The organism is Xanthomonas sp. NCPPB 3570 (genome assembly GCF_056725115.1).
Genome location: NZ_CM161513.1, coordinates 4,390,413 through 4,415,213, shown reverse-complemented (window position 1 = coordinate 4,415,213; position 24,801 = coordinate 4,390,413). Strand labels below are relative to the sequence as shown.

Below are 24,801 nucleotides of genomic sequence, written 5' to 3'. Positions count from 1 at the left end.
GGCACTGGCGACCGCGATGATCCTGGCCTTGCTAGGGCGCCTGCTGTGGGGCGCGCCGTCGGCGCCGCCGCGCGCGGCGGCCGAGGATGCGCTGCGCCTGGTGTTCCTGCCGCGGCAACCGGCGCGCCGCGCGCCGGTCCCGCCGCCGGCGTCCACGCGTGCGCCCTCGACGGCCGCGCGCATGCCGGCCGAGGCGCGGCAACCGCGCGCCGCCGCCCCGCCGTCTTCGTCGACGCCGACCGCGCCCGCTGCAGCCGCGCCCACGACGGGCATGGCGGCGACGCTCTACACCGGCGATGGCCATCCGCGCCTGCCCGATGGGGTGGGGGTGGATCCGTTCGCGCAGGCGCAGGGCACGCCGCCTGGGACGCTCAATCCGCGCGATGTCGCCAAGTCCAAGCGCCTGCTCGAGCGACCCAATCCGATCGACTACCGGTCCACCCGCTTCGACAAGGACTGGGCCAGCGACGGCACCCTCGGCGACGTCGCCGTGCAGGGCATCAACCGCGCGATCAAGCAACTGTTGCCCAAGAGCACGCACCAGTCGGCGGTGGCGCGGCCGCCGCCGGACGTGCGCTTCAACCCGGCGCTGCACGAACGCCCCAGCGACCTCGGCAGCGAGGCCACCGGCGATGCCTACAAGGCCGCCCCGATCGCGTTCGAGAAGGCACCCGGACTGGACGGCGAAGCCAGCCGGCGGATTCGCCAGGCCCTGGCCGACCTGCAGCAGCGGCGCGGCGCCTGCCCGGCGGCGCAGCGCGAGCGCCTGCTGACGCCGGTGCGCGAGCACCTGGACGCGTTGCTGCACGTGGAAACCGCAATGGCCAAGGGCGCCGACCCGATCCGCGCGCAGCAACTGCTGCCGCGCGAAGCCGACAGCGCCTACGACCTGGCGCGGCGCGCGCTGTGGTACGCCGACCAGGAACTGGCGGCGTGTGCGCCGTAGGCGGTGATTCGAGCTTGGCAGCGTCGGGACTGAAGTCCCTCCCACAGTGCACCCAGCCGGCTTGCCGCGGATTGCTGTAGGAGCGGCTTCAGCCGCGATGGCGTTGCAGGGAAACCGTGGTCGCGGCTGAAGCCGCTCCTACGAGGGGGGGCGCTGTCGGACAGCGTGCCGAACGCCACCATCACTCGCCTCGACGCGCGCTGCGCGATGATGCGCGCCCGCCCCATCCGAGCGTGTCGCCGATGTCGCTTGCCCGTGCCGCGCTGTGCCTGCTGCTGTGCTGCGGTGTCGCCGCCGGCGCGTCCGCGCGCACGGTGTACCGCTGCGTGCGCGAGGGCACGGTCAGCCTGGCCACCGCACCGGAACCGGGCTCGCGCTGCACGCCGAAGGAACTGGACGATGCGGCGATCGCCACGCCCAACCTGTGGGGCAACCTGGGCGTGTTCAGCGGCACCCTGTACGAGCGCGAGCAGGATGGGCGGTTGGTCTACTCCACGCGCAACCTGCCGGGCTCGCGGCCCTACCTGCGCTTCACTGCGGTGACGCCGCTGGGAGAGAGTGCGCACGCCGGCCTGGGCAAGCTCGGGGCGCCGCAACTGCAGGCGCATGCCAAACAGTTCCGCGCCGCGGCGCGCGCCACCGGGGTGGACGAGCCGTGGCTGCGCGCGATCGCGCATGCCGAGAGCGGCTTCGACGCCGCCGCGGTGTCGCCCAAGGGCGCGCAGGGGGTGATGCAGCTGTTGCCGGAGGTGGCCAAGGAATACGGCGTGCGCGATCCGTTCGCGGCCGATCAGTCCATCGCCGGCGGCGCACGCTACATGCGCGCGCTGCTGCGTCGCTACGCTGGCGATCGGGTGCTGGCCGCGGCCGCCTACAACGCCGGCATCGGCACGGTGACGCGTTATGGCGGCGTGCCGCCGTACGCGGAGACCCGGGAGTACATCGACAAGGTGATGGCGCTGTACCAGCGCTATCGCACTGCGATGGGCATCGCCGTGGAGACGCCGGCGCAGTAGCGCGGCGGCTCAGCGCAGGCGTTCGATCAGGCGGGACAGCAGCCGGCCTGGCGTGAGCGCAATACGTCCGATCTGTGCGGCGTCGCGCTGGTCGAGCCGCGCCAGCAGCCGTGCGAAGGTCTCCACCTGCTGCTGCGCATACGCCGGGTCCAGGCGGGCGATGCCGCCCTCCGGCAGGACCTGGCACAGGTAGTCGGGGATCGGGCAGGTGGCCACGACCGGGATGCCGGCCTGGTACAGCGGCTGGCCCTCGCCGAGCATCGCCACCTCCAGGCGCGGCGACAGGGTCAGCGCGCGCAGCTTGCTGCGCCCGGCGCAGGCCTGCCGGTACAGCGCATCCAGTGCCGGCGTGGCCGTGTACACCAGGTCCCGTTCCAGCTTGCCGGTCGGCGCCGGCGCGCCGGCCGCCAGGTCGTCGCGCCATTCGGTGCAGCCGAGGTGTTCGATGGTGATGCCGGCCACCGCGCGCGCGTGGCTGCCGCGGCCGTCCCACAGCTGCGGGTGCCGTTGCAGCCAAGCCGAGGTCGCCTGGCGTCCGTGCACGCCGATCTGCGGCAACTGGAAATGGCCGGTGACCAGCACGAACACCAGGGTGCGGCGACGCGCCGCGCGCGGCAGCGCGGCGAAGGCGTGGGCCAGCGCCAGCACGCCGGCCGCGCCGTTCTCCTCGCAGGCGTTCGGCCCGTCGGTATGGGTGTTGACGATGAGCGTCTCGTCCTGCGCGCGGCCGGGCAGCACCGCATACAGCGTGTCGGTGGTGGTGCCCTGCAGCGTGGCGTGCAGGGTCAGCCGCGCCTGCCTGCGCTGCGCGGCCGCGGCACGCAACGCCTCGGCGTGGCGCGCACTCACCCACACAGCCGGAAGATCGCGGTACGGCGTGATGAACGGCAGCACCTGGCCGTGCAGTTGCGCCTCGGAAACGCCCTCGAACACGCAGATCACGGCGCGCACGCCGTGCCGGCGCGCCTTGTCCAGCGCCACCGCCTGCAGGCCGGTCAGCAGCGGGGTGGTGATGGGCGATGCGACGTCGGCGTCGCCGTCGGGCAGCCGCGCCTTGCGCTTGAACGCCAGCGTCAGCAAGGTCCGATCGAGGTCGCGACGGCGCAGGGCCACCACCGCGATCTTGCCGCGCGCCTTGCGGAACGAGCGCGGGCGGCCGTCGAACCAGACCAGTTCGCCGGCGAGGCCGTCGGGCGGGGTGACGCCGGAGTAGGGCAGGGGCGCGGCGACCGCGATCGCGCTGCCGTCGTCCAGGGTCAGCTGCGTGGCATGCGCCGTCCAGCGGCGCAGCGGCAGGTGGTCGCGCTGGACCTGCAGGCCCAGCGCCTGCAGTTCGGCGGCCAGGTAGTCGATCGCCGCGGCGTGCGCCGGGCTGCCGGTCAGGCGTGGGCCGAACCCGTTCAGGCGTTCGATCCAGTGCCACAGCTGCGCCTGCGACGGCAGGCCGCGCAGCACGGCAGCCTGTGCGGCCGCCTCCCGGTCGGCCACGTCGCCGACGTCGGCGGCGCCGGTCGCGGTCATCGCCCACGCTCCTGCCGGCCCTGCGCAGGCCGCCACGCCCCGTGGCGCGTTCGGCGCCAGGCGTTTGCCATGGCCGGGCGAGGTGTGGACCGCGGGCGACTCAGGGCAATGCCGGCTCCGGTTCCGGCTGCGTGCGCGGCTGCGGCGCGGTGGGCGCGGTTGCGGCCGGGGCGTTGTACAGATCCATCAGCAGCAAGGTGACGCCATTGGTCCAGCCGAAGCCGTCCTGCAACGCGTACTCGCCGCCGCCGCCGCCCTTGGCCTGCGCGTCCACGCCGTACTTCTCCACCAGCTTGTGCTGCTGCGCGAACAGCGCCTGCACCCGCGCCAGGAAACGGCTGCCGATGCGCTGCGCCAGCGTGTCCTGGCCGTAGCGGCGCAGGCCGTCCACGGCGATCCATTGCAGCGGCGCCCAGCCGTTGGGTTCGTCCCACTGCTGGCCGGTGTGCAGGCGCGTGGTCGCCACGCCGCCGGGGCGCAGCAACTGCGCCTGCACGGTGTCGGCAGTGCGCTTGGCCCGCGCCGGCGAGGCAACGCCGACGAACAGCGGGTACAGCGCCGCGGCGGTGACCTGTTCGCGAAGCCGGCGCTGCTGCCAGTCGTAGTCGGCGTAGTAGCCGGCATCGCTCCACAGGTGCTTGTCGATCGCGGTCTTGCGCGCGCTGGCCAGGGCGGCATAGTCGGTGTCGCAGCCGGGCGCGCCTGGGTTTTTGGCGCAGGCAAGGGCCAGGGTGGTCTCCAGGTGGTAGAGCAGGCTGTTGAGGTCGATCGGGACGATCGCGGTGGTGCGGATGCTGGCCAGGGTCTTGCGGTCGCCGAGCCAGCGGCTGGAATAGTCCCAGCCGCTCTCGGCGCCGGCGCGCAGGTCGCGGTAGACCTCGGCGGCGGGGCGGTCCTTGGCCTCGGCGGCGGTGCGCACGTCGTGCAGCCAGGCTTCCGGGCGCGGCGTGTCGCGGGCGTCCCAGTAGCGGTTGAGCAGGCTGCCGTCGGCCAGGCGCACCACGTGCGCATGCGCGCTGCCCGGGGCCAGGGTCTGCGCGCCTTCCATCCAGTACGCGTATTCCTTCTGCAACTGCGGCAGGTAGCGCGCGTAGGCGGCATCGCCTTCGACCTTGGCCTGCAACTGCACCATGTGCGAGAAGAACGGCGGCTGCGAGCGGCTCAGGTAGTAGGTGCGGTTGCCGTTGGGGATGTGCCCGTAGGTGTCGATCAGGTAGGCGAAGTTGTCCAGCATCTGCCGGCTGCGTTCGTGTTCGCCGCTCTCCACCAGGCCGAGCATGGTGAAGTAGGAATCCCAGTAGTAGACCTCGCGGAAGCGCCCGCCCGGCACCACGTAGGGGTGCGGCAGCGACAGCAGGCTGCTGTAGGGCGGCACGTCGACCTGGCGGCGCACCAGCAGCGGCCACAGCGCGTCGATGTGCTCGCGCAGGCCGGTGTCCTGGCGGATCGCCTCGGTCTGCACCGGGCCGGATTCCTCGAAGTTGGCGGCGACGAAACGGCGCAGGTCGAAACCGGGCTGCTGGCGCTGCGCCAGATAGTCGGCGTTGATCAGCGCCGGGTCGCGCAGCGGCAGCGCGTCGACGAAGTGCTTCTGGTCGTCGAACAGTTCCTGCTGCTGCACCGCCTGGAACAGTTCCGGGTAGGCCAGGTCGGGCGTCTGCGGCGGCGGTGCCGGGGCGGTCAGCGTGGTCGCCGGCGCGGCCTCCGCCATGGCGGTATCGGCGGTGCCGAGCAACAGGCCGAGCGACAGGCTCAGCAGCGGGGTGCAGCAGGGAGGAGCGGCATGGCTCATGTCGGGTCCAGAGCAGGATGCGTGCGGCATGGTAAACGACCGAAGCGGGGACGGGGCGCGCGGCCGGATCCGCAAGGCGCGGCTGCCGATCCTGCCCTGGCGGCCGCGCGCCGCCCGGCTCGCACCGGTGAGGGACCGCAACGCCTGGGGGGATGCAAGAACGGGGCCGCTGAGGCGGGGCGGGTGTCCGTCGCCCGGTCGGCGGCCGGGAGGCCTCTTCAGCCGGATGGGTGGCGCCGCCTGCCGGATCGGGGCGGCGGGTCGTCCAGCGCGCGGCCAGGGCCGGTGCGCGTGAGTACGCGGCCGCTGCGCCGATCAGGGCTACCAGCGCGCCACACGCGCCGGTCAGGGCGCTTGCGGCGGCTGGCGATCCTTCTCGGCGCTGAGCGCGGCCTCGGCGCGCAGGAACACCTGCCCGATCGGCTCGTCCGCCCGCGTGGCCTGGGCGTCGCCGACCAGCACGGTCAGCCCGAGCGCCTGTTGCCGCGCGGCGATCTCGCGCAGGCCGCGCAGTTTCTGCTCGGCATCGGCGCCGTGCAGCATGACGATGAACTCGGCGTGCTCGGTGGCGCGGTCCACCGTGTCGGCGCCGCCGTCGTGCACGTAGCTGGCCAGGGCGCGGTCGAGTTGCTGCAGGGTGGCGCCCAGCAGGCGTTCGCTCTGCCGCTCGGCGAGCGCGGCCAGTTCCTGCACTTCCAGGATCACCACCCGGTAGCGGCCGTCGGCGGGGGCGTCCGCGCTGGCGGCCGGATGCGCCTGCAGCAGCGCCTCGCGTTCGCGCTGCAGCGCGCGGCGGCGTTCGTCGAGCAGGCGCATGGCGGTGCGCGCCAGCGCGCGCAGACCGTCGCGCTGGGTCTCGGTGAGCTGGCGCGGCGCGGTGTCCAGCACGCAGACCGTGCCCAGCGCGACACCCTCTTCGGTGACCAGCGGCATGCCGGCGTAGAAGCGCGCGCCGGTGTCGCCGCGCACCATCTGCAGGTCGGCGAAGCGCGGGTCGTCGGCGAGGTCGGGCACTTCCAGCATGTGCTCGGGCTCACGGATGGCGTGGTCGCATACCGCCTGGCTGCGCTCGGTCTGCGGCAGCTCCAGGCCGATCCGTGCCTTGAACCATTGGCGGTCGCGGTCCAGCAGCGACAGCAGCGCGATCGGCGTGTCGCACAGCGCGGCGGCGATCTGCACGATGTCCTGGTATGCGGCCTCGGGCAGGCTGTCGACGATGCGGTAGCTGTCGAGGACACGCTGGCGCTGGGCTTCATCGGTCATGGGGCGGCGTCGGGTCTGGCGCGGATCGCGAGGCGCAGCACCATACCGCAGGGCGTGGCGAGGTCGCGTGGACAAGCGCGCAAGCGTGACGCGGCGCACGCCAGGCGGCCGACGGCCACGCGTTGGCGATCAGTCGGCGGCACCGACGCCGAGCGCGCGCAGCTGCGCCTGCAGCGTGGCGGCGTTGTCGAGGGCGTGGCCCAGCGCCGTGTTGTCGAAGATCACCCAGGCGTCGTGCGGGTGCGGCGTGGCGGCGACGACCCGCTCGGCCAGGCCGCGCAGCGTGGCGTCGGCGTAGTCGCTGTAATAGATGCGCGGTGCGCCGTGCCAGCGCCAGTAGGCCGGCACCGCCGCGCCGGCCGGCTGCGCGGCGCTGGCGTTGAGGACCGGGTCGGCGGCCACGCGCGCGATGCGGTGGCGCTGCCACAGCGCCTCGGCGCGTGCGCTGAACCAACTGGCGTGGCGCGGTTCGCAGGCGATGCCGCCCTGCCAGCGGCGCCGCAGCATCGCGAAGAACGTGGTGGCGATGCGCGCATCGAAGGCCAGGCTTGGCGGCAGTTGCACCAGCAGGCAGCCGAGCCTGTCGCCGAGGTGGCCGACCTCGCCGAGGAAGGTCTGCAGCAGTGGCGCGACGCGGTATAGGCGCGCGTCGTGGGTGATGGTGCGTGGCAGTTTGGCCGAGAAGCGGAACCCCGTCGGCACGCTGTCGGCCCAGCGCTGGTAGGTGCTGGCGCGGTGGGCGCGGTAGAACGTGGAGTTGATCTCGACCGCGTCGAAGCGGGTGGCATAGCGCGCCAACTGGCTGGCGCCGTCGCCGACCAGGGCGCGTTGCGTGCTGGCGATCGACCAGCCGGCGCAGCCGACGCGGATGCGGGGAGCGGCGACGCAGCGGGGAGAAGCGGTCGGCATCGGCGGTGGCAGGCCAGGACAGGCCTTGCGGATACCAAGCGTTGCGGCCAGGCGCCGTGAAGGACAGGCGCGGCGCGCCGCCTTGGCGACCCATCCGCGACCCACGCATGCGAGGGAAGATCGATGCCTGCAGGCTGCGCCGCAGCGCAACCTGCGCGTTCACTCACTGTCGTCGCATGTCGCATCGCGCGACGGCGATGCGTTGCGATGGCGCCGACGCCCCATGCTGGCGTCGGCGCGTGGCGCGTGGCGCATGGCGGGGCAGCCCCGCCATGCGTGTGCGGCGTTACTGCTTGGCCGCGGCCTTCGCCTTGACCGGCTGGCCGTCGCTGTCCAGCACCTGCACCTCGCCCAGCTTCAACGCACGCACCGGCGCTTCGATCTGCTTGAGGTCGCCGACGATGACCCAGGTCATCGCCTGCGGCGCCACGATCTCCTTGATCGCCGCTTCCGCCGCCGGCTGGTCGACCGCTTCCAGGCGCGTCTTCAGCGTCTGCACGTAGTCGTCCGGGCGGCCGTACTGGACGATGCCTTCCATCGCGCCGAGCACCGCACCGGTGGTCTCGAAGCTGCCCGGCAGGGCGCGCACGCGCTGTTCCTTGATCTTGGCGATCTCGTCGGCGGTCAGCGGCTTGTCGCCGACCACGGCCTTGGCTTCCTTGAGGATCTCGGCGGCCGATTCGGCGGTCTTGTCGGTCTGCACCGGGGCGAAGAACAGGAACGGGCGCTGGCCGATCGCGTCGATCATGAAGCTGTTGGCGCCGTAGGCCCAGCGCTTGTCCTCGCGCAGGTTCATGTTCAGGCGCGAGGTGAAGGTGCCGCCGAAGGCGCCGTTGGCCACGCCGATGGCGAGGTTGTTCGGGGCCTTGGTCGAGGGCGCCAGCAGGCCGGCCAGGATCAGCGACTGCGGGGCGTCGTCGCGGTTGATCAGGAACACGCGCGGCTTGGGCTGCGCGGCCACCTGCGGCAGGCGCTTGGTCGGGCGCTTGCCGGCCGGGGCCTGCCAGTCGCCGAAGGCGGCATCCAGCTGCGGGATGATCTTGTCCAGGGTGGTGTCGCCGGCGACCAGGATGCGCACGTTGTCCGGACGCAGCCAGTTGTTCTGGAACGCGCTCAGGTCGCCCGCGGTCAGGCTCTTGATCGCCGCCTCGGTGCCGGTGCCTGTGAGCGGCACGCCGTACGGATGGGTGGGGCCGTACAGCAGCGGCGGCAGAGTGCGCAGCGCCAGGCCCTGCGGCTGGGTCTTCTCCTGCGCGATCGAGGCCAGCCACTGGCCGCGGATGCGCTCGATGTCGTCGGCCTTGAACGCCGGGTTGCGCACGATGTCGGCGAACAGCGCCAGCGACGGCGCCAACTGGTCGTTGAGCGCGTTGAGCGAGGCATCGCAGCTGTCCAGTTCGCAGGACACGCTGGTCATCGCGCCCAGGCGCTGGCGGCGCTGCGCCACGTCCACCGAATCCAGGTTGCGGGTGCTCTCGTTCATCAGCGCCGCGGTGAAGTTGGCGGTGCCGAGCTTGCTGCCGCGGTCGGTCGCATAGCCTGCATCGAACAGCAGCTGGATCTGCGTGACCGGGATGGTGTGGCGCTCGGCCAGCACCACCTCGATGCCGTTCTTGAGCTTGCCGCGCTGCAGCTGCGGGAAGCTCAGGCTCGGGAACTGGGTGGTCTCCGGCACGCCGGCGGCGCGATCGACCTGGGTCTTGCCGACGCTGTAGTTGCCCTTGGCCGGCACCTTCGGCGCGGGCTTGCCCGGAGCCGCCGGCAGCGGCTTGACCGCCTTGTCCTCGGCCGCCGGATCGAAGCCCTCCGGCGCCGGCAGCACGGTCAGCAGGTAGTCGCCCTTGCCGAACCAGGTGTCGGCGGCCTTGCGCACGCTGGCGACGGTGGCGTCCTGCGCGCGCTGCAGGTCCTTCCTGTAGGCGCCCGGATCGTTGCGGTAGACCTGGCCCTCGGCCAGCACCGTGGCCTTGCCGCCGAAGCCGCCGACCTTCTCCAGGCCGCGCACGAAGCCGGCGCGGTAGCCCACCTGCGCACGCTGCAGTTCGTCGGCGGTGGGGCCTTCGGCCAGGAACTTCTGCAGTTCGTCGGCGATGGCGGCCTCGACCTTGGCCGGGTCCACGCCTTCCTTCACGTCGGCGGTGATCTGCAGCTGGCTGGCCAGCGCGAACGACTGCAGCCCGGCGGACACGTCGTCGGCCAGCTTGTCGCGGTAGACCAGGCGCTGGTACAGGCGGCTGGTCTTGCCGCCGCCGAGCACGGTGGTGGCCAGGTCCAGCAGCACCGCGTCGTCGGTGCCCAACTGCGGCGCCACCCAGGTGCGGTAGATGCGCGGCTGCGCGACGTGGTCGTGCTGCACGCCGCGGGTCTGCTTGGCCAGCGGGGTGATCCACGGCTGCTGGCGCGGCACCGGGCGGCCGGCGGGGATGTCGCCGAAGTACTGCTCGGCCTTGGCCTTGGCCTGCGCCACGGTGATGTCGCCGGCCAGCACCAGGGTGGTGTTGGCGGCGCCGTAGTTGTCGTGGAACCACTGCTTGACGTCGTCCAGCGAGGCCGCGTCGAGGTCGGCCATCGAGCCGATGGTGTCGTGCTGGTACGGGTGGTTGGCCGGGAAGATGTTGGCCAGGATGTTTTCGTCGACGCGGCCGTAGGGGCGGTTCTGGCCCTGGCGCTTCTCGTTCTGGACCACGCCGCGCTGGGTGTCCAGTTCCTTCTGGCCGATCGCGCCGAGCAGGTGGCCCATGCGGTCCGATTCCATCCACAGCGCGGTGTCCAGCGCGGTGGTCGGCACGGTCTCGAAGTAGTTGGTGCGGTCGAACCAGGTGGTGCCGTTCATGTCGGTGGCGCCGACCTTCTCGAACGGCTGGAAGTAGGTGCCCTTGTGGTTTTCCGAGCCGGAGAACATCAGGTGCTCGAACAGGTGCGCGAAGCCGGTCTTGCCGGCCGGCTCGTCGCCCGAACCGATGTGGTACCAGATGCTCACCGCCACCACCGGCGCCTTGTGGTCCTCGTGCACCACCACGGTCAGGCCGTTGGGCAGGGTGAAGCGGGTGTAGGCGATCTCCGGCGCGGTCGCCTGGCCCGGCGTGGCCGCGGCCAGGGCCGACGGCGCGGCGACCAGGGCGGCGCCGGTGCCGAGGGTGAGGATGCTGGAGATCAACAGCGACAAGGGTCGGAGCATGGGCCGGGCCTGAGTGTGGACAGTGCGCCAGCATAGAGGGCCGGCGGCGGCAGCGGGAACGTGACTGATGGCACAGCGCGGTGCGCTGGCGGCCGGCCGGCCGCGCGCCCGGCCATCCCCCGAGGGAGTGGCCGGGCGCGTTACGTCAGGCAAGCCGTAGAGCGCTCAGCGTGCGGCGCAGAAGCCGAACTCGGCGGTGGCGCCGGGGGCCAGGGTCTTGTTCCAGTCCACGCCACTGGCGCTGAGCGTGGTGCCCGACTGGGTCCAGGTGGCGTTCCACAGGTTGTTGACCGTGCCGCTGATCGACAGGGTGACGCTCCAGTCGCCGCTGCTGCCGCCGGTGTTGGTCACCTGCACGCGGTTGCAGTAGCCGGCGTTCCAGTCGCTGTCGACCAGCACCTTGGTGCTGAAGCTGCTGCCGGACGGCGGCGGCGTGGGCGTTCCGCCGCCGCCGTTGCCGCCACCACCACCACCGCCTCCACCTCCACCATTGCCACCGCCGTTACCACCGCCACCGCCCGTGCTGCTGCCGTCGCCGTCCCACAGCTTCTTCAGCAGGGTCACCTTGTCGGTGCGCACCGTGCTCCAGTCGTCGTTGAGGATGCCGCCGGTGTCGCCGCTGTTCGGGTTCCACGACCAGTAGAAGCCGCTGTGGATGCCCTTGCCGATCAGGTAGTCGACCAGCGCGTTCTGCCACTGCACGTCCAGCGGGTTGCCCTGGCCGTACTTGCCGCCGAACTCGCCCAGCAGCAGCGCGTGGCCGGCCTGGGCGAACTGGCCGAAGTGCTGCTCCCAGATCGCCGGCATGTTGGCCGGGAAGTTGGAGGCGCTGAAGTAAGGCTGCATGTAGACGTCCGGCCCGTACACGTGCGGGGCGAGCAGCAGGCGGTTGGCCGGAATGGCCAGCGCGGTGCAGGCCAGCGGTTCCAGGTTCTCGCCCCAGAAGTGCGCGGTGTCGCTGGAGCAGGTCGACGTGTTGGAAATGCCTTCGACCACGATCAGCCAGTTCGGCGCTGCCTTCAGCACCGCCGCCGCCGCGCGCTCGGCGGCCTTGTTCCAGTCGGTGGCGGCATTGCCGCTGCCCCAGGTAGCGGCGCCGTGCGGCTCGTTCTTCAGGTCCAGGCCGATCACCCCCGGCACCGACGCGTAGCGCTTGGCCACGAAGGTCAGGTCGTCCAGCCATTGCTGCTCGCTGTAGCTGCCGGTGTACCAGAGCTCGGAGATGGCGTTGCAGTCCGGCGTGTGATGGTCGAGCAGCACGTACATGCCGCGGCTGCTGAGTTCGTTGACCACCTTGTCCAGGATCTGCAGCGAGTTCAGCCCCTGCAGGTCCGGGTTGCGGCTGTAGTCGATGCTGCCGGGCGACACCGCCTGCAGCGTCTGCGGGCAGAACGGCAGGCGCACGGCGTTGAAGCCCAGGCCCTGCATCTGCGTGATCATGTCCTTCCAGTTGCGCGCCCACAGGCCGTGTACGGTGTGCTGCGAGGTCTCGAAACCGAACCAGTTGACGCCGCGCAGCTGCACGGCGTTGCCGGCGTCGTCCACCACCTTGCCCTGGTTGATGGCGTAGCTCCAGGCCGGGCTGCTGGCGGCCACGAGCGCCGCGGCCAGCAGGCAGCGGGTAATGCGGGAATGCAGGGACCTGTTCATTGCGATGCTCCGATGGCGGCCGGTGCGGAGCGCGCCGGCCAAAGGGGGGCGGATGCTCGGCGGCGATGATCGGCAGTGTCCGCCGCGGCGGCCGTGACTGCGGTTGCAGAAGAGGCGCTTGTCCACCGATTGCACATGGCCGGCCGATGCGCAGGCGCCTGGCCGCGGCCGGGCGGTGATGGGGAGCGCAGAAACGCCAACGGCAGCGTCGTGGGACGCTGCCGTCGGGGTGTTGCCCCGCGGGGTGCGCGGGGCGATGGCGCGGCCTTCAGCGGGCGGCGCAGAACCCGAACTCGGCGGTGGCGCCGGGGGCCAGGGTCTTGTTCCAGTCCACGCCGCTGGCGCTGAGCGTGGTGCCCGACTGCGTCCAGGTGGCGTTCCACAGGTTGTTGACGGTGCCGCTGATGGACAGGGTGACCGCCCAGTTGCCGGTGGCGCTGCCGCTGTTGGTCACCTGCACGCGTTCGCAGTAGCCGGCGTTCCAGTCGCTGTCGACGATGATCTTGGTGCTGAAGCTGGCGCTGCCCGGGGCCGGGGTCGGCGTGGGGGTCGGCGTCGGCTCCGGGGTGGGCGTCGGAGTCGGAGTCGGGGTCGGCGTGGTGCTGCTGGTGTCGCCCCACAGCCGCTTGAGCCCGGTCATCTTCTCAGTGCGCACGGTGGTCCAGTCGTCGTCGAGCACGCCGCCGGTGTCGCGGCTGTTCGGGTTCCAGGCCCAGTAGAAACCGCTGCGGATGTTCTTCTTGATCAGGTAGTCGATCAGCGCCTTCTGCAGGATCGGGTCCTGCGCCTGGTTGCGGCCTTCGTTACCGCCGAACTCGCCGATCATCATGGCGTAGCCGCGCTGGGTCAGTTGGCCGAACTGGCGCTCCCAGATCGCCGGCATGTTGGCCGGGAAGCTGCTGTCGCCGAAGTAGGGCTGCCAGTTCACGTCCGGGCCGTACACGTGCGGCGACAGCAGCAGGCGGTTGGCCGGCACGTTGAGCTTGGTGCAGGTCAGCGGTTCCAGGTTGCCGCCCCACCAGTAGCCGTAGCTGCTGGAGCAGGTCGGATTGTCGGTGATGCCCTCGACCACGATCAGCCACTTCGGCGTCACCTTCAGCACCGCTGCCGAGGCGCGCTCGACCGCCTTGTTCCAGTCGGTCTTGAGGTTGCCGGTGCCCCAGGTGTTGCGCCCGTTCGGCTCGTTCTTCAGGTCGATGCCGATCACGCCCGGCACCGACGCGTAGCGCTTGGCCACGAAGCTCAGGTCGCTGATCCACTGCTGCTCGCTATAGGAGTCGGTGTACCAGAGTTCGGAGATGCCCTGGCAATCGGGCGAGTGATGGTCCAGCAGCACGTACATGCCGCGGCTGCTGAATTCGTTGATCACCTTGTCCAGCACCTGCAACGAGTTCAGGCCCTGCAGGTCCGGGTTGCGGCCGTAGTCGATGCTGGTGGGGGCGACGCCGCGCAGGGTCTGCGGGCAGAACGGCAGGCGCACGGCGTTGAAGCCCAGGCCCTGCATCTGCGTGATCATGTCCTTCCAGTTGCGCGCCCACAGGCCGTGCACGGTGTGCGCACTGCCTTCGAAGCCGAACCAGTTGACGCCGCGCAACTGCACCGCGTTGCCGCGGTCGTCCACCACCGTGCCTTTGCTGACCGCGTAACTCCAGGCCGAACCGCTGGCGGCCAGCAGCGCGGCGGCCAGCGCGCAACGGGTGATGCGGGTGAAGGGGGACATCGCCATCTCTGCAGGTCTCCGGAAGCGGGCCGGCCCCGCAGTCGGAGCGGCCTAGTGAGGGTGGGGACAACGGACGCCATGCGCGGCTCGGGTGGAAGCCGCCATGCGCACGCGGATCGGCCTGGGCCACCGGATCGGCATGGCCCCGGGATGCGCGAGCGCGGCATTAGACCATGTTCAGGTTCGTATTTGAGCGGTTTATCACAATAAATTTTTGCGACAGCGCACGTACGGCGATCATTCGACACACCCCGGCCCGGGGCGGGCGCCGCTACACTCGACGCTCTTTGTGTCTGCCGAGGGGAACCCCGTGAAACAACCGATCGTGAGCCTGCTGGCCCTGGCGCTGTCCGGCGCCTGCCTGGCGGCACCGCCGCCCGCGCCGACCTTCGACACCAAGCGGTTGTCCGCCGACGTCAAGACCCTGGCCTCCGACGCCTACGAGGGCCGCGCCCCGGGCTCGGCGGGCGAGGAGAAGACCGTGGCCTACCTGAGCGCGCAGTTCCAGGCGGCCGGCCTGCAGCCCGGCGGCGACCTGCGCGACGGCAAGCGCCTGTGGACGCAGGCGGTGCCGCTGCGCCGCGCCGACATCGTCGGTACCCCGCGCCTGGCGATCGCCAGCGGCGACCAGCGCCAGGCCCTGACCCAGGGCCAGCAGATCGCCGTGCGCGCCGCGCTCGACGGCAGCAGCCAGGTCAGTCTGGACGGGGCGCCGCTGGTGTTCGTCGGCTATGGCGTCAAGGCGCCCGAACGCGGCTGGGACGACTTCAAGGGCGTGGACCTGAAGGGCAAGATCGCGGTGGTGCTGATCAACGACCCCGATTTCGAGACCGGCAAGGGCGCGTTCGACGGCAAGGGCATGACCTACTACGGCCGCTGGACCTACAAGTTCGAGGAAGGCGCGCGGCAGGGCGCGGCCGGCGTGCTGATCGTGCACGAGACCGCACCGGCCTCCTACGGCTGGGCCACCGTGGCCAACTCCAACACCAACAGCATGTTCGACGTGGTCCGCGACGATCCCAAGTCGGTGCACCCGGAACTGGAGGGCTGGATCCAGCGCGACCTGGCGGTGGACCTGTTCAAGCGCGCCGGGCTGGATTTCGATGCGCTGAAGAAGCAGGCGCAGTCGCGCGACTTCAAGCCGGTGGAGCTGAAGGGCGAGCGCCTGTACGCCGACTACGCGGTGAAGTCGGAGGTGATCACCTCGCACAACGTGGTCGCGCGCCTGCCCGGCAAGACCCGGCCGGACGAGACCCTCATCTACACCGCGCACTGGGATCACCTGGGCGTGGGCGCGCCCGACGCCAAGGGCGACCGCATCTTCAACGGCGCGCTGGACAACGCCAGCGGCGTCGCCGCGCTGCTGGAACTGGCCCGCGCCTTCGCCAAGGGCCCGGCGCCGCAGCGCTCGGTGGTGTTCATGTCGGTCACCGCCGAGGAGAAGGGCCTGCTCGGCTCGGAGTACTACGCCTCCAAGCCGCTGTATCCGCTGGCGCGCACGGTGGCGGTGATCAACATGGACGGCATGAGCCCGTTCGGCCCTTCGCGCGATTTCGGCATCTACGGTACCGCCAAGCTGGAACTGCTCGACGACCTCAAGCGCGTGGCCAAGGGCTGGGACCTGCGCTACACGCCCGATCCCAAGCCGGAAGCCGGCTACTTCTTCCGCTCCGACCACTTCTCCTTCGCCAAGCGCGGTGTGCCGGCGCTGTCCTTCGCCGCCGGCCAGGACTGGGTGGACGGCGGCGTCGCCGCCGGCAAGGCCGCCTCGGACGACTACACCGCCAAGCGCTACCACCAGCCCGGCGACGAATGGCAGCCGAACTGGACCTTCGCCGGCGCCGCGCGCGACATGCAGGTGCTGTACACCCTGGGCGAGGAACTGGCCAATTCGCCGCAGTGGCCGAACTGGAGCCGCGACTCTGAGTTCCGCGCCGCCCGCGACGCCAGCGCCGCGCAGCGCCAGGCGGCGCCCGCCAAGCAGTGAGCCACGACCCGTTGCCGCCTGCGTCGCAGGCGGCCCCGGAGGCACGCGCGGACGAGGTCGACCCGCTCGACGCGGAAGCGGGCAACGACCCGCTGCCGCGCTGGCTGGTCGGCGTCGGCGTGGTCATGACCTTCCTGTTCGTCGGCCCGCCGCTCGGGACCGTGGTGGTCGGGCTGCCGGTGGCGATCGCGATGACCTGGGGAGAGGGCAGCGTCAGCGCTCCGCTGCTGCTGCTCCTGCTGATGGCGATGTTTTCCTATGTCTTCGGCGCCTTGCCGGCGCTGTTGACCGGTCTGTTCGCCGCACGCGCCTGGCCGCGCCTGCGCGGCTGGCGTGCGCATCTGCGCATCGGCCTGATCGGCGCCGGCACCTCGGCGGTCTGCGTCGCCGCGGCGCTGGCCTTGTTCGACAGACGCGACGACCCGTCGCACCAGGGCGTCATCGCGGTGGGTCTGTGCGCCCTGGCCGGTTTCGTCGGCGCCGCGCTGCTGTCGCGCGCGCTGCAATTCCTGCGCGGCGGCTGAGCGCCGCCGCGGCTCAGCCGCCGCTGGCCTGCTGCAGCGACGGGGTGCGCCAGCCGGCGCGCACGCCCCAGAAGTAGAAGCCCAGCGCGACCACGCCGACCACCACCAGGTCCGGCCCGTAGGACAGGTAGCCGTGGCCGCCGAAGGTGGTGCTGCCGGCCCACGACAGCAGGGCGATGGTCGGCAGGTAGGCGATCAGCCAGCTGGCGCCGCGCAGGTGCCGGCGGAAATCCTTCCAGCCGTCGCGCTGCTGGTAGTAGGCGTACACCGGCAGGGCCACCAGCATCAGCAGGATGATCTCGCCGGTCAGCGGCCAGCGCGCCCAGTACAGCAGTTCGGTGGCCAGCACGAAGGCGGCGGCGGCCAGCACCGGCAGGCCGGCGATGCGCAGCGGGCGGTGCATCTCCGGCGCGTGCTTGCGCAGCGCCATGGCGCTGATCGGGCCGGTCAGGTAGGAAATGATGGTGGCCACCGAGATCACCGCCGCCAGCGTGCCCCAGCCGCGGAAGAAGAACAGGAACAGGTAGGACACCAGCAGGTTGAAGAACATCGCCGGGCGCGGCACGCCCCAGGTCGGATGCACCCGGCCGAGCACCTTGGGCATGGTGCCGTTGCGCTCCATGCCGTAGATCATCCGCGCGGTGGTGGCGGTGTAGGTGATGCCGGTGCCGCTGGGGCTGACGAAGGCGTCCACGTACAGCAGCATCGCCAGCCAGTGCAGGTTGACGATGATCGCCAGCTGCGCGAACGGCGAGCGGAAATCGATGCCGTGCCAGCCGGCCTTGGCCAGCAGGTCCGGCGGCACCGCGCCCAGGTAGGCGACCTGCAGCAGCACGTAGACCACCGTGGCCAGCGCGATCGAGCCGAGCACCGCGAACGGGATGCTGCGCCCGGGATTGCGCGCCTCGCCGGCCAGGTTCACCGGACTCTGGAAGCCGTTGAAGCTGAACACGATGCCGGCGGTGGCCACCGCGGTGAGCACCGCGGCGAAGTCGATGGTGTGGCTGCCGCCGTGCAGGCCGACGCTGAAGTTCTCGCTGTGGAAACCGCTGGCGATCAGCGCCACGCCGGTGAGCGCCGGCACCACCAGCTTGAACACGGTGATCAGGCTGTTGGAGCGGGCGAACAGCTTGACGCTCCAGAAGTTCAGCAGGAAATACACCAGCACCAGCACCGCGGCGATGCACAGCCCGGGCACCGACAGTTCGCCGGCGCCGCCGGGCTGCTGCACGTACAGATCCTGCGCCCACTGCCACGGCCAGGACGCCATGTACTGCACCGAGGCCTCGGCCTCCACCGGGATCACCGACACGATCGCGATCCAGTTGGCCCAGCCTGCGATGAAGCCGACCAGCGAGCCGTGCGAGTAGTGGCTGTAGCGGACCATGCCGCCGGACTCGGGGAACATCGCGCCCAGTTCGGCATAAGCCAGGGCGATGGTGGTGACGATCGCCGCGCCCAGCACCCAGGCCCAGATCGCACCGGGACCGGCCAGCCCGGCGGCACGCCAGGCGCCGAACAGCCAACCGGAGCCGATGATCGAGCCCAGGCCGGTCAGCATCAGGGCGAACGGGCCGACATCGCGGCGCAGAGCGGTTTGGGTCATGGCGGGTCCGGGCGGCGGTGGCTGCGGGAAGCCGGGGATGATCGCATAAAGCCGGGAATGGGGATTGGGGAATGGGGAATCGGAAAAGCGGCGTGTCGTTGGCTGAACGTTCCCGGTTTGCGCTCAACGATTCTCCATTCTCCATTCCCGATTCCCGCCTTACGCAAGCTTTACGCCCCACGCCCTCCATCGGCATGGAACGCTTACGCCGCTCAGGCACAGACTGCGCTCCGTCTTCCCCGATGGGTGTGTTCCATGTCGATTCTGCTGATCCAGGGCCCGCATCGCGATGCGTCGGCCATTGCCGCGGCGCAGTGTCTGGCCGCGTCCCACGCCGCGCAGGTGGTGCCGGTGGCCTGCGCCGATGCCGCGCAGATCGTGGCGCGGCTGCGGCAAGGCGCGTGCGACGACACCGAGCTGGTGCTGCTGGACTCCGGCGAGTTGCCTGCATCGGAGCTGGCCGACCACGGCGCGCAGCTGTGCGCGGCGCTGGAGGCGCTGGGCCACCCGTACATCGAGGTGCACGACGCCAGCGCGCAGGCGCTGGAACCGCTGCTGCAGCCGCGGCACGCGCCGTTGCTGACGGTGATCGCCAACGGTGCGCTCGCCGACAGCTATGCGATCGCGCTGGGCGTGGCGCAGCGCCGGCTCGGCGCGCGCGCGGCGCTGGCCAACTGAGGGCGCCGCCATGTCGATCCTGTTGCTCCGTGGTCCGGACTGCGTGGCCGGCCATCGCGGCCGCCCGGCGCGCATCGCCGCGCCGGTGATGCGGCAACTGCTCGCCCATGCCGGCCGCGCCGGCAAGACCCTGGCCGTGCGCGGCTGCGCCAGCGAGCGCGAACTGCTGCAGGCGCTGGCCCAGGCCGACCAGGCCGGGGTGGAGATGCTGCTGCTGGATCCGGGCGCGTGTTCGGACAGCGCCGTCACCGCCGACGCGGTGGCGCATCTGCGCCGGCCCTACGTGGAAGTGCACGACGATGCCAGCGATCGCCGCGAAGCCTGCCTGTGCGCGGCCTCGGGGCAGCGGCTAGGCCAGGTCGGCGGCTACTGCGCGCAGGGCTACGCGCTGGCGCTGTCGATCGCGCTCGAACACCTGGGCTGCAACGGTTACGAAGGCGATGTCCACGTCGGTACCTGAGCGCGCGCGCCACTACCTGGCCGACTACGAGGCCTACAGCTTCGGCCAGCGCGTGGCCTGGGGCACGCTGGCGCACACCTGGGCCGAGCCGGCGCCGCTGGATCCGGAGCGGCTGCTGGGCCGCCTGCGCGCGCAGGCGGCGCAACGCCACGGGGTGGACAGCAGCGAGATCCGCATCCGCAGCGTCAGCCGGCTGTAGGGCGCGCTGTCGCCTGGAATGGCGCCGCCGCCTTTGCGTGCGGCTGGGCTGCGGTTTCGTCCTGCCAAGGTCGGGCTCCATCCATGCCAGCGGCAGTTTCGTCGCACGCCGCTGGCGCTGCGCGACGCCGCGGCTATCCTCGCCGGAACTCCCCAATCCCCGGCCGCCATGCTCGCCAGCCTGTTCTTCCTCGTTCGCCTGTTGTGCGCCTGGGCCGGGGCGGTGATCGTGGCCGCCTTCGTCTGGGCCGGGTTATTCTACGGCATGAATTCCGGGCCGGGCTGGCTGTTCGGCCTGTTGGCGATGCTGTTGATGCTGTCGGCGCTGATCGCCGGCATCACTCATCTGCGCAAGGTCTGGCTGATCGCAGGACGCCTGGATTGGGGCACCCTGGCCAGCCGCCAGCGGCGCCAGATCGAGATCCCGCTGGACACCCGCGAGGCGTTCGCACTGCTGGATGCGGCCGTGCGCGAGCTGCCGCGGGTGGAGGAGGTGGAAAGCACGCTGGACAGTCTGCAGGTGCGCGCCAAGGTGCGCCGCATCGATCCCTACAACGGCCGCCCGCCGTCGCGCTGGAACCTGGCCGCGCGCTTCGCGGTCAAGCGCAATCAGGTGCTGGCGACGGTGACTCCGGGCACCGGCACCAGCAGCCTGACCCTGCTGCTGGAGCCGGATGCCAGCGCCTGGATCGACCTGTTCGCGGTCGACGAGGGCAGCAACTACGAGAACGCCGAAGCCTTGGGCCGCGCGCTGGCCCGGCGCGTGGCCGAGCTGCGCCGCGACGAGCAGGCCGCCGCCGCACAGGCCGCCACCGAGCAGGAACTGACCGTGGCGCGGCTGAACCTGCTGCACGCCCAGGTCGAGCCGCATTTCCTCTACAACACCCTGGCCAGTGCGCAGGTGCTGGCGCGCACCGATCCGCCGCGCGCCGACCTGATGCTGGGTTACTTGATCCAGTACCTGCGGCGTTCGCTGCCCAGTACCGAGGATGCGATGAGTTCGCTCGGCGACGAACTGGAACGGACCCAGGCCTACCTGGAGATCCTGCGCATCCGCATGGGCGCGCGCCTGCAACTGCAGGTGCAGGTGCCGGAGACGATGAAGACGCTGCCGCTGCCGTCGATGATGCTGCAGACGCTGGTGGAGAACGCGATCAAGCACGGCCTGGAACCCAAGCCCGGCGGCGGCACCATCTGGATCCTGGCGCGTGCGGTCGACGACCACGTCACCCTGACCGTGGCCGACGACGGCCTGGGCTTCAACACCCAGTCCAGCGGCACCGGCATCGGCCTGAAGAACCTGCGCGAACGGCTGCGCCTGACCTATGGCGGCGCGGCGAGCTTCGCCATCGTCTCCAACTTCCCCAGCGGCGTGGCCGCCACCATCACCCTGCCGTGGCCGGCGGGGACGACGCAGACACCGCCGCCAGCGCCGGCGCCGGCGGCGGTGCACACGGGAGCGCACCATGACTGACGCGATCGTTGCCGAGGACGAAACCCTGCTGCGCGACGCGCTGGTCGCGTTGCTGGGCGAGGTGTGGCCGCAGCTGCGCATCGTCGCCGAGTGCGAAGACGGTGCCAGCGCGCTGGAACGCCTGGCCGAACTGCGCCCGCAGGTGGCGTTCCTGGACATCCGCATGCCCGGGCTGAGCGGCATCGAGGTGGCGCGTGCGCTGGGCGAACTGAGCCCGCACACGCAGGTGGTGTTCGTCACCGCCTACGACCAGTACGCCATCGATGCGTTCGAGCACGGCGCGGTGGACTACCTGCTCAAGCCGATCGTGCGCGAGCGCCTGCAGGCCACGGTGCAGCGGCTGCAGGCGCGTGCGGCGCAGGGGCCGGATCCGGCGGTGCTCGATGCCTTGCTGCAGCGCCTGCAGCAACGCCCGGCCGCGCCGTCGGCACCGCCACCGCTGGCCTGGGTCACCGCCAGCAGCGGCCGCGAGACGCGGCTGATCCTGCTCGACGACGTGCTGTATTTCCAGGCCGACAGCAAGTACACCACGGTGCTCACCCGCGACGGTGAGGCGGTGCTGCGCACCTCGCTGCGCGAGTTGCTGGACGTGCTCGATCCGGCGGCGTTCCGGCAGATTCACCGCTCCACCATCGTCAACCTCAAGGCGGTGGCCTCGGTGGTGCGCGAGGACACCGGCAAGGGCCGGCTGAAGCTGCGCCACCGCGACGAGGTCCTGACCGTCAGCCAGCCGTACATGAGCCTGTTCCGCGGCATGTAGCCGCGCAGCCCCTTCGCTTCGCCCTGGAAAAGGAATCTCGGTCATGCGCCTGCTCTCCTTGCTGTGGTCGTGCCTGCTCGGCCTGTTCGGCTGCCAGGGACATGCCGATCTGGACCTGTCCACGGGCGCCCGCCGCGAGACGGTGGTGCAGGCCAGCGACCGCGGCGTGCCGCTGATCTTCAGCCGGACCACCTACCACGATGGCCTGGCCACGTTCCGTTGCCTCGACAGCCGCAGCGGGCGCTGCCACTACCAGGTCTATGCCGCCTGCACGGCACCGCAGGCGGCGCCCGGCAGCGAGCGCGCTGCATGCAGTCCGCGCGTGCTGCAGGCCTTCGATCTGGCGGTCGGCCAGCGCCGCGAGATCGCCGGGCTGCCACGCGACTTCCGCCAGTGCGTGGTGTCGGATGCTTCGGCGTCGGCCTGCGGACGGGAGTGAGGGACGTCAGGGAAGGAACGATCGATACGATCTTCCGACACGTCCAGCGATGTCACGATGGCCGCGGCTGTTGTGGGAGGGACTTCAGTCCCGACAGCGCGTGCAACGAAGCTGCCGGACGACGTCCCGCGTCGCGACTGAAGTCGCTCCCACAGGAAGCGTTGCCGCGCAGCTGTCGGACGTCCTGCGTTGCGGCTGAAGCCGCCGAGAGGCATTACCTGGAAGCTGTCGAATGACGTCGTGCGTCGCGGCTGAAAGCCGCTCCTACGCGATGCCTTGCTGCGGTCCGAGATTGGCACCGTAGGAGCGGCTTCAGCCGCGACCCGGATGCGAGGTCGACCAATGCATCGCGTCACCGCCTCCGCCCTTGCATCCGAATGGCGCAATCAGCCCGTCGCTGTTGTGGGAGGGACTTCAGTCCCGACGCATCGGCAACGGAACTGCCGGATGACGTCTCGTGTCGCGACTGAAGTCGCTCCCACAGGGTGTTCCCCGCGATCCGGCATCCGCGCTTTCAGCTACGGCGTCGCGTCGTGGCAGCGACGCCACCCACTCAGTAATCCACGCCCACCGAGAACAGCAACGTGCGTGGGTCGCCCAGGGCCACCGCGCGCTGCAGGCCGCCGGTGAAGTAGTCGCGGTCGAAAGCGTTCTTCAGGTTCAGCGCGTAGCGCCAATGGCCCTGGCGGTAGCCCAGGCCGGCGTCGAACACTAGGTAGCCGGGAATGCGGTGGCCGTAGGCGGTCTTCTCGCCCTCGGCGCGGGCGCCGCCGCTGACGCTCCAGCCGTCGGCCATGCCGTGAGCGGTGTACTGCAGCCACAGCGAGCCGCTGTGCCGCGGCACGTTGTACAGGCGGCTGCCGACCGTGCTGACGCGTTGCCCGCCGTCGTCGGTGACCACCGCATCGGTGTAGGCGTAGCCGCCGAACAGGCTCAGCCCATCGCCCAGGTCGGCGGCGGCGTTGAGCTCCAGGCCGCGGCTGCGCTGTTCGCCCACGGCGATGCTGTAGCCGTCGTTGAACGGATCGCTCTGCAGCACGTTGCGCCGGCGCAGGTCGTACAGCGCCATGCTCAGGCTGGTGCCGCTGCCCACTTCCATCTTGACGCCCAGTTCCACCTGGCGGCCGCGCTCGGGATCGAACTGTGCGCCCTGCGCGTCGACGCCGACGTTGGGATAGAACGAGGTGGCGACGCTGACATACGGGCGCAGCCCGCCACCGGCGTCGAACATCAGCGCTGCCGAGCCCGTGGTCGCGCTGTTGTCAGTACGGGTGTCGCTGCCGGCCAACCGGTCCTCGCTCTGGTTGCGGCTGCGATCGTGGCGCAGGCCAAGCAGCAAGTGCCAGTCCGGTGCGAACTGGATGCGGTCGCGCAGGTACAGGCCGCCCGAGGTCACCACGCTGAGGTTGTCGCGGGTGGGCCGGGCCGGGCAGACCACGACGCTGCCGTAGACCGGCGCGTACACGTCGAGGTTGCCGACGCGGCAGGTCGACTGCACGTTCCATTCCCAGGTCTTGAACGCGTCCAGGCCGGCGGTGACGGTGTGCTGCCAGGTGCCGGTGGCGAAGCCGCCCTGCAGGTAGGTGTCCTGCACCCAGGTGCGACCGTCGAACTGTTGCTGGGTGGCGGTGCGGCGCAGGGTGCGCAGGTTGCCGGCCAGGCCGTTGTTGGCGATCAGGAAGCCGTCCAGGCCGAAGCTCTGCCAGCGCGCGGCGTGGTGCAGGCTCCAGCCGTTGTCGAAGCGATGATCGAGCACGTAGCCGATCCGGCTCTGGTGGCTGTGGTACGGCCGCTGCCCGGGTTCGCCGGTGAACAGCGCGCGGTCGATTTTGCCGTTGCGGTTGGGTTCGGCGCTGCCTTCCCAGGGCAGGCCCTGCTGGCGGATGTAGTCGCGTTCCTGGTAGCTGGTCAGCAGCACGAAGTCGGTGCGCGGGCCCAGGTCCAGCGACAGCGACGGCGCGATCCAGCGGCTGCGGAAATACACGTGGTCGGTGGGGTCGTCGCTGTTCATCGCCAGCCCGTTGAGGCGCAGCGCCACCTTGCCGTCGGCCGACAGCGGCTGGTTGAGATCCACGCTGCCCTGGCGCAGGCCGTCGCTGCCCACGCCCAGGTCGATCCGCCGCATCGGCTCGGCGCCGGGGCGCTTGCTGATCAGGTTGACCAGGCCGCCGGGCAGCACCTGCCCGTACAGCAGCGAGGCCGGGCCCTTCAGCACTTCCACCTGCTGCACGCCGAACAACTGCTCGGCCACGCGGTTGCTGTCGGCGGTGCGCAGGCCATCGACGAACAGCGAATCGGAGGCGGTCTGGCCGCGGATGATCAGATCGTCCCAGCCGCGCCGGCCGTAGGTGTTGGCGACCACCCCGGAGACGTTGTGCAGGGCGTCGGACAGGCTCAGCGCCTGCTGGCTGTCCAGCAGCGCGCGCGGCACCACGGTGATCGAGAACGGCGTCTGCGCCAGCGGCGCATCGGACTTGTCGGCCTGCACTGGCCCCGTGGCGCGGAAACCGCTCTGCGCGTCGGCACGCACCTGCACCGCGGGAAGGGCGGTGGCCTGCGCGGCATCGGCGCCGCTGTCGGCGTCCGTGGCAGTGTCGGCACTGGCAGCATGCGCAGGCAGGGACAGCGCCATGCCCAGCAGGCAGGCGCAGGAGAGGGGGTGCAGTGTCATCGAGACCGT

19 protein-coding genes are annotated in these 24,801 nt (G+C 71.0%); 10 read left to right on the top strand and 9 right to left on the bottom strand.

The genetic code is table 11. The annotated features are described in order from the left end of the window. Nucleotides 1-16: 16 nt before the first annotated feature. Entirely contained in the window at nucleotides 17-946 is a 930-nt protein-coding gene (locus AC1PLR_RS19015) for a hypothetical protein (protein WP_481103640.1), read from the top strand. A gap of 242 nt (nucleotides 947-1,188) precedes the next feature. Continuing rightward, nucleotides 1,189-1,962, top strand: a complete 774-nt coding sequence (locus AC1PLR_RS19010; RefSeq protein WP_481101972.1) for a lytic transglycosylase domain-containing protein — start codon at nucleotides 1,189-1,191, stop codon at nucleotides 1,960-1,962. 9 nt (nucleotides 1,963-1,971) lie between these two features. Here the strand turns inward: AC1PLR_RS19010 and AC1PLR_RS19005 are convergent, their stop codons facing one another. The 7 genes from AC1PLR_RS19005 to AC1PLR_RS18975 all read right to left on the bottom strand — a co-directional run bounded on the left by AC1PLR_RS19005 (nucleotide 1,972) and on the right by AC1PLR_RS18975 (nucleotide 13,995). Continuing rightward, complete coding sequence (locus AC1PLR_RS19005; RefSeq protein WP_481101971.1) at nucleotides 1,972-3,483, bottom strand: hypothetical protein; 1,512 nt, start codon at nucleotides 3,481-3,483, stop codon at nucleotides 1,972-1,974. Nucleotides 3,484-3,583: 100 nt separating this feature from the next. Beyond that, a complete protein-coding gene (treA, locus tag AC1PLR_RS19000) occupies nucleotides 3,584-5,275 on the bottom strand; it encodes an alpha,alpha-trehalase TreA (protein WP_481101970.1) in 1,692 nt (563 codons plus the stop codon). A gap of 345 nt (nucleotides 5,276-5,620) precedes the next feature. Then, entirely contained in the window at nucleotides 5,621-6,538 is a 918-nt protein-coding gene (locus AC1PLR_RS18995; RefSeq protein ID WP_481101969.1) for a GAF domain-containing protein, read from the bottom strand. Nucleotides 6,539-6,667: 129 nt separating this feature from the next. Continuing rightward, on the bottom strand, nucleotides 6,668-7,447 hold the full coding sequence (locus tag AC1PLR_RS18990; RefSeq protein ID WP_481101968.1) for a DUF72 domain-containing protein: 780 nt from the start codon (nucleotides 7,445-7,447) through the stop codon (nucleotides 6,668-6,670). 286 nt (nucleotides 7,448-7,733) lie between these two features. Continuing rightward, on the bottom strand, nucleotides 7,734-10,625 hold the full coding sequence (locus AC1PLR_RS18985) for a M16 family metallopeptidase (protein ID WP_481101967.1): 2,892 nt from the start codon (nucleotides 10,623-10,625) through the stop codon (nucleotides 7,734-7,736). 165 nt (nucleotides 10,626-10,790) lie between these two features. Next, nucleotides 10,791-12,275 carry a cellulase family glycosylhydrolase gene (locus tag AC1PLR_RS18980; RefSeq protein WP_481101966.1) on the bottom strand — a complete coding sequence of 495 codons (1,485 nt, stop codon included), beginning with the start codon at nucleotides 12,273-12,275 and terminating at the stop codon, nucleotides 10,791-10,793. Between the two features lie 268 nt (nucleotides 12,276-12,543). Then, nucleotides 12,544-13,995, bottom strand: coding sequence for a cellulase family glycosylhydrolase (locus tag AC1PLR_RS18975; RefSeq protein ID WP_481103639.1), 1,452 nt, complete (start codon nucleotides 13,993-13,995; stop codon nucleotides 12,544-12,546). Between the two features lie 310 nt (nucleotides 13,996-14,305). Here AC1PLR_RS18975 and AC1PLR_RS18970 point away from each other — a divergent pair, with 310 nt between their 5' ends. Next, nucleotides 14,306-15,982: a M28 family metallopeptidase gene (locus AC1PLR_RS18970; protein WP_481101965.1), complete on the top strand. Its 1,677-nt coding sequence runs from the start codon at nucleotides 14,306-14,308 to the stop codon at nucleotides 15,980-15,982. Then, entirely contained in the window at nucleotides 15,979-16,506 is a 528-nt protein-coding gene (locus AC1PLR_RS18965; protein ID WP_481101964.1) for a hypothetical protein, read from the top strand. The genes AC1PLR_RS18970 and AC1PLR_RS18965 overlap by 4 nt, the downstream gene beginning before the upstream one ends. A 13-nt stretch (nucleotides 16,507-16,519) precedes the next feature. Here AC1PLR_RS18965 and AC1PLR_RS18960 read toward each other — a convergent pair whose 3' ends face one another. Further along, on the bottom strand, nucleotides 16,520-18,112 hold the full coding sequence (locus AC1PLR_RS18960; protein WP_209230687.1) for an APC family permease: 1,593 nt from the start codon (nucleotides 18,110-18,112) through the stop codon (nucleotides 16,520-16,522). A 255-nt stretch (nucleotides 18,113-18,367) separates the two neighbouring features. On the opposite strand from AC1PLR_RS18960, the gene AC1PLR_RS18955 reads away from it, so the two are divergent. The 6 genes from AC1PLR_RS18955 to AC1PLR_RS18930 all read left to right on the top strand — a co-directional run bounded on the left by AC1PLR_RS18955 (nucleotide 18,368) and on the right by AC1PLR_RS18930 (nucleotide 22,121). After that, nucleotides 18,368-18,790: a hypothetical protein gene (locus AC1PLR_RS18955; RefSeq protein WP_010343673.1), complete on the top strand. Its 423-nt coding sequence runs from the start codon at nucleotides 18,368-18,370 to the stop codon at nucleotides 18,788-18,790. A gap of 10 nt (nucleotides 18,791-18,800) precedes the next feature. Continuing rightward, entirely contained in the window at nucleotides 18,801-19,250 is a 450-nt protein-coding gene (locus AC1PLR_RS18950; protein WP_010343672.1) for a type II 3-dehydroquinate dehydratase, read from the top strand. Then, a complete protein-coding gene (locus AC1PLR_RS18945; RefSeq protein WP_029562193.1) occupies nucleotides 19,231-19,449 on the top strand; it encodes a hypothetical protein in 219 nt (72 codons plus the stop codon). Before AC1PLR_RS18950 ends, AC1PLR_RS18945 begins: the two co-directional genes overlap by 20 nt. Before the next feature lie 168 nt (nucleotides 19,450-19,617). Continuing rightward, nucleotides 19,618-20,922 carry a sensor histidine kinase gene (locus AC1PLR_RS18940; protein WP_481101963.1) on the top strand — a complete coding sequence of 435 codons (1,305 nt, stop codon included), beginning with the start codon at nucleotides 19,618-19,620 and terminating at the stop codon, nucleotides 20,920-20,922. Further along, nucleotides 20,915-21,682 (top strand): LytR/AlgR family response regulator transcription factor, encoded by a 768-nt coding sequence (locus AC1PLR_RS18935; RefSeq protein WP_267106185.1) that lies wholly within the window; start codon nucleotides 20,915-20,917, stop codon nucleotides 21,680-21,682. Before AC1PLR_RS18940 ends, AC1PLR_RS18935 begins: the two co-directional genes overlap by 8 nt. Nucleotides 21,683-21,725: 43 nt before the next feature. After that, nucleotides 21,726-22,121: a hypothetical protein gene (locus AC1PLR_RS18930; protein WP_481101962.1), complete on the top strand. Its 396-nt coding sequence runs from the start codon at nucleotides 21,726-21,728 to the stop codon at nucleotides 22,119-22,121. 553 nt (nucleotides 22,122-22,674) lie between these two features. Here the strand turns inward: AC1PLR_RS18930 and AC1PLR_RS18925 are convergent. Then, nucleotides 22,675-24,792: a TonB-dependent siderophore receptor gene (locus AC1PLR_RS18925; RefSeq protein WP_481101961.1), complete on the bottom strand. Its 2,118-nt coding sequence runs from the start codon at nucleotides 24,790-24,792 to the stop codon at nucleotides 22,675-22,677. Between the last annotated feature and the right edge of the window lie 9 nt (nucleotides 24,793-24,801).

Coding starts and splice junctions, on each gene's coding strand:
- AC1PLR_RS19015 (WP_481103640.1), top strand. CDS start 17: ATGATCCTGGCCTTGCTAGGGCGCCTGCTGTGGGGCGCGCCGTCGGCG.
- AC1PLR_RS19010 (WP_481101972.1), top strand. CDS start 1,189: ATGTCGCTTGCCCGTGCCGCGCTGTGCCTGCTGCTGTGCTGCGGTGTC.
- AC1PLR_RS19005 (WP_481101971.1), bottom strand. CDS start 3,483: ATGACCGCGACCGGCGCCGCCGACGTCGGCGACGTGGCCGACCGGGAG.
- treA (WP_481101970.1), bottom strand. CDS start 5,275: ATGAGCCATGCCGCTCCTCCCTGCTGCACCCCGCTGCTGAGCCTGTCG.
- AC1PLR_RS18995 (WP_481101969.1), bottom strand. CDS start 6,538: ATGACCGATGAAGCCCAGCGCCAGCGTGTCCTCGACAGCTACCGCATC.
- AC1PLR_RS18990 (WP_481101968.1), bottom strand. CDS start 7,447: ATGCCGACCGCTTCTCCCCGCTGCGTCGCCGCTCCCCGCATCCGCGTC.
- AC1PLR_RS18985 (WP_481101967.1), bottom strand. CDS start 10,625: ATGCTCCGACCCTTGTCGCTGTTGATCTCCAGCATCCTCACCCTCGGC.
- AC1PLR_RS18980 (WP_481101966.1), bottom strand. CDS start 12,275: ATGAACAGGTCCCTGCATTCCCGCATTACCCGCTGCCTGCTGGCCGCG.
- AC1PLR_RS18975 (WP_481103639.1), bottom strand. CDS start 13,995: ATGTCCCCCTTCACCCGCATCACCCGTTGCGCGCTGGCCGCCGCGCTG.
- AC1PLR_RS18960 (WP_209230687.1), bottom strand. CDS start 18,112: ATGACCCAAACCGCTCTGCGCCGCGATGTCGGCCCGTTCGCCCTGATG.
- AC1PLR_RS18955 (WP_010343673.1), top strand. CDS start 18,368: ATGTCGATTCTGCTGATCCAGGGCCCGCATCGCGATGCGTCGGCCATT.
- AC1PLR_RS18950 (WP_010343672.1), top strand. CDS start 18,801: ATGTCGATCCTGTTGCTCCGTGGTCCGGACTGCGTGGCCGGCCATCGC.
- AC1PLR_RS18945 (WP_029562193.1), top strand. CDS start 19,231: ATGTCCACGTCGGTACCTGAGCGCGCGCGCCACTACCTGGCCGACTAC.
- AC1PLR_RS18940 (WP_481101963.1), top strand. CDS start 19,618: ATGCTCGCCAGCCTGTTCTTCCTCGTTCGCCTGTTGTGCGCCTGGGCC.
- AC1PLR_RS18935 (WP_267106185.1), top strand. CDS start 20,915: ATGACTGACGCGATCGTTGCCGAGGACGAAACCCTGCTGCGCGACGCG.
- AC1PLR_RS18930 (WP_481101962.1), top strand. CDS start 21,726: ATGCGCCTGCTCTCCTTGCTGTGGTCGTGCCTGCTCGGCCTGTTCGGC.
- AC1PLR_RS18925 (WP_481101961.1), bottom strand. CDS start 24,792: ATGACACTGCACCCCCTCTCCTGCGCCTGCCTGCTGGGCATGGCGCTG.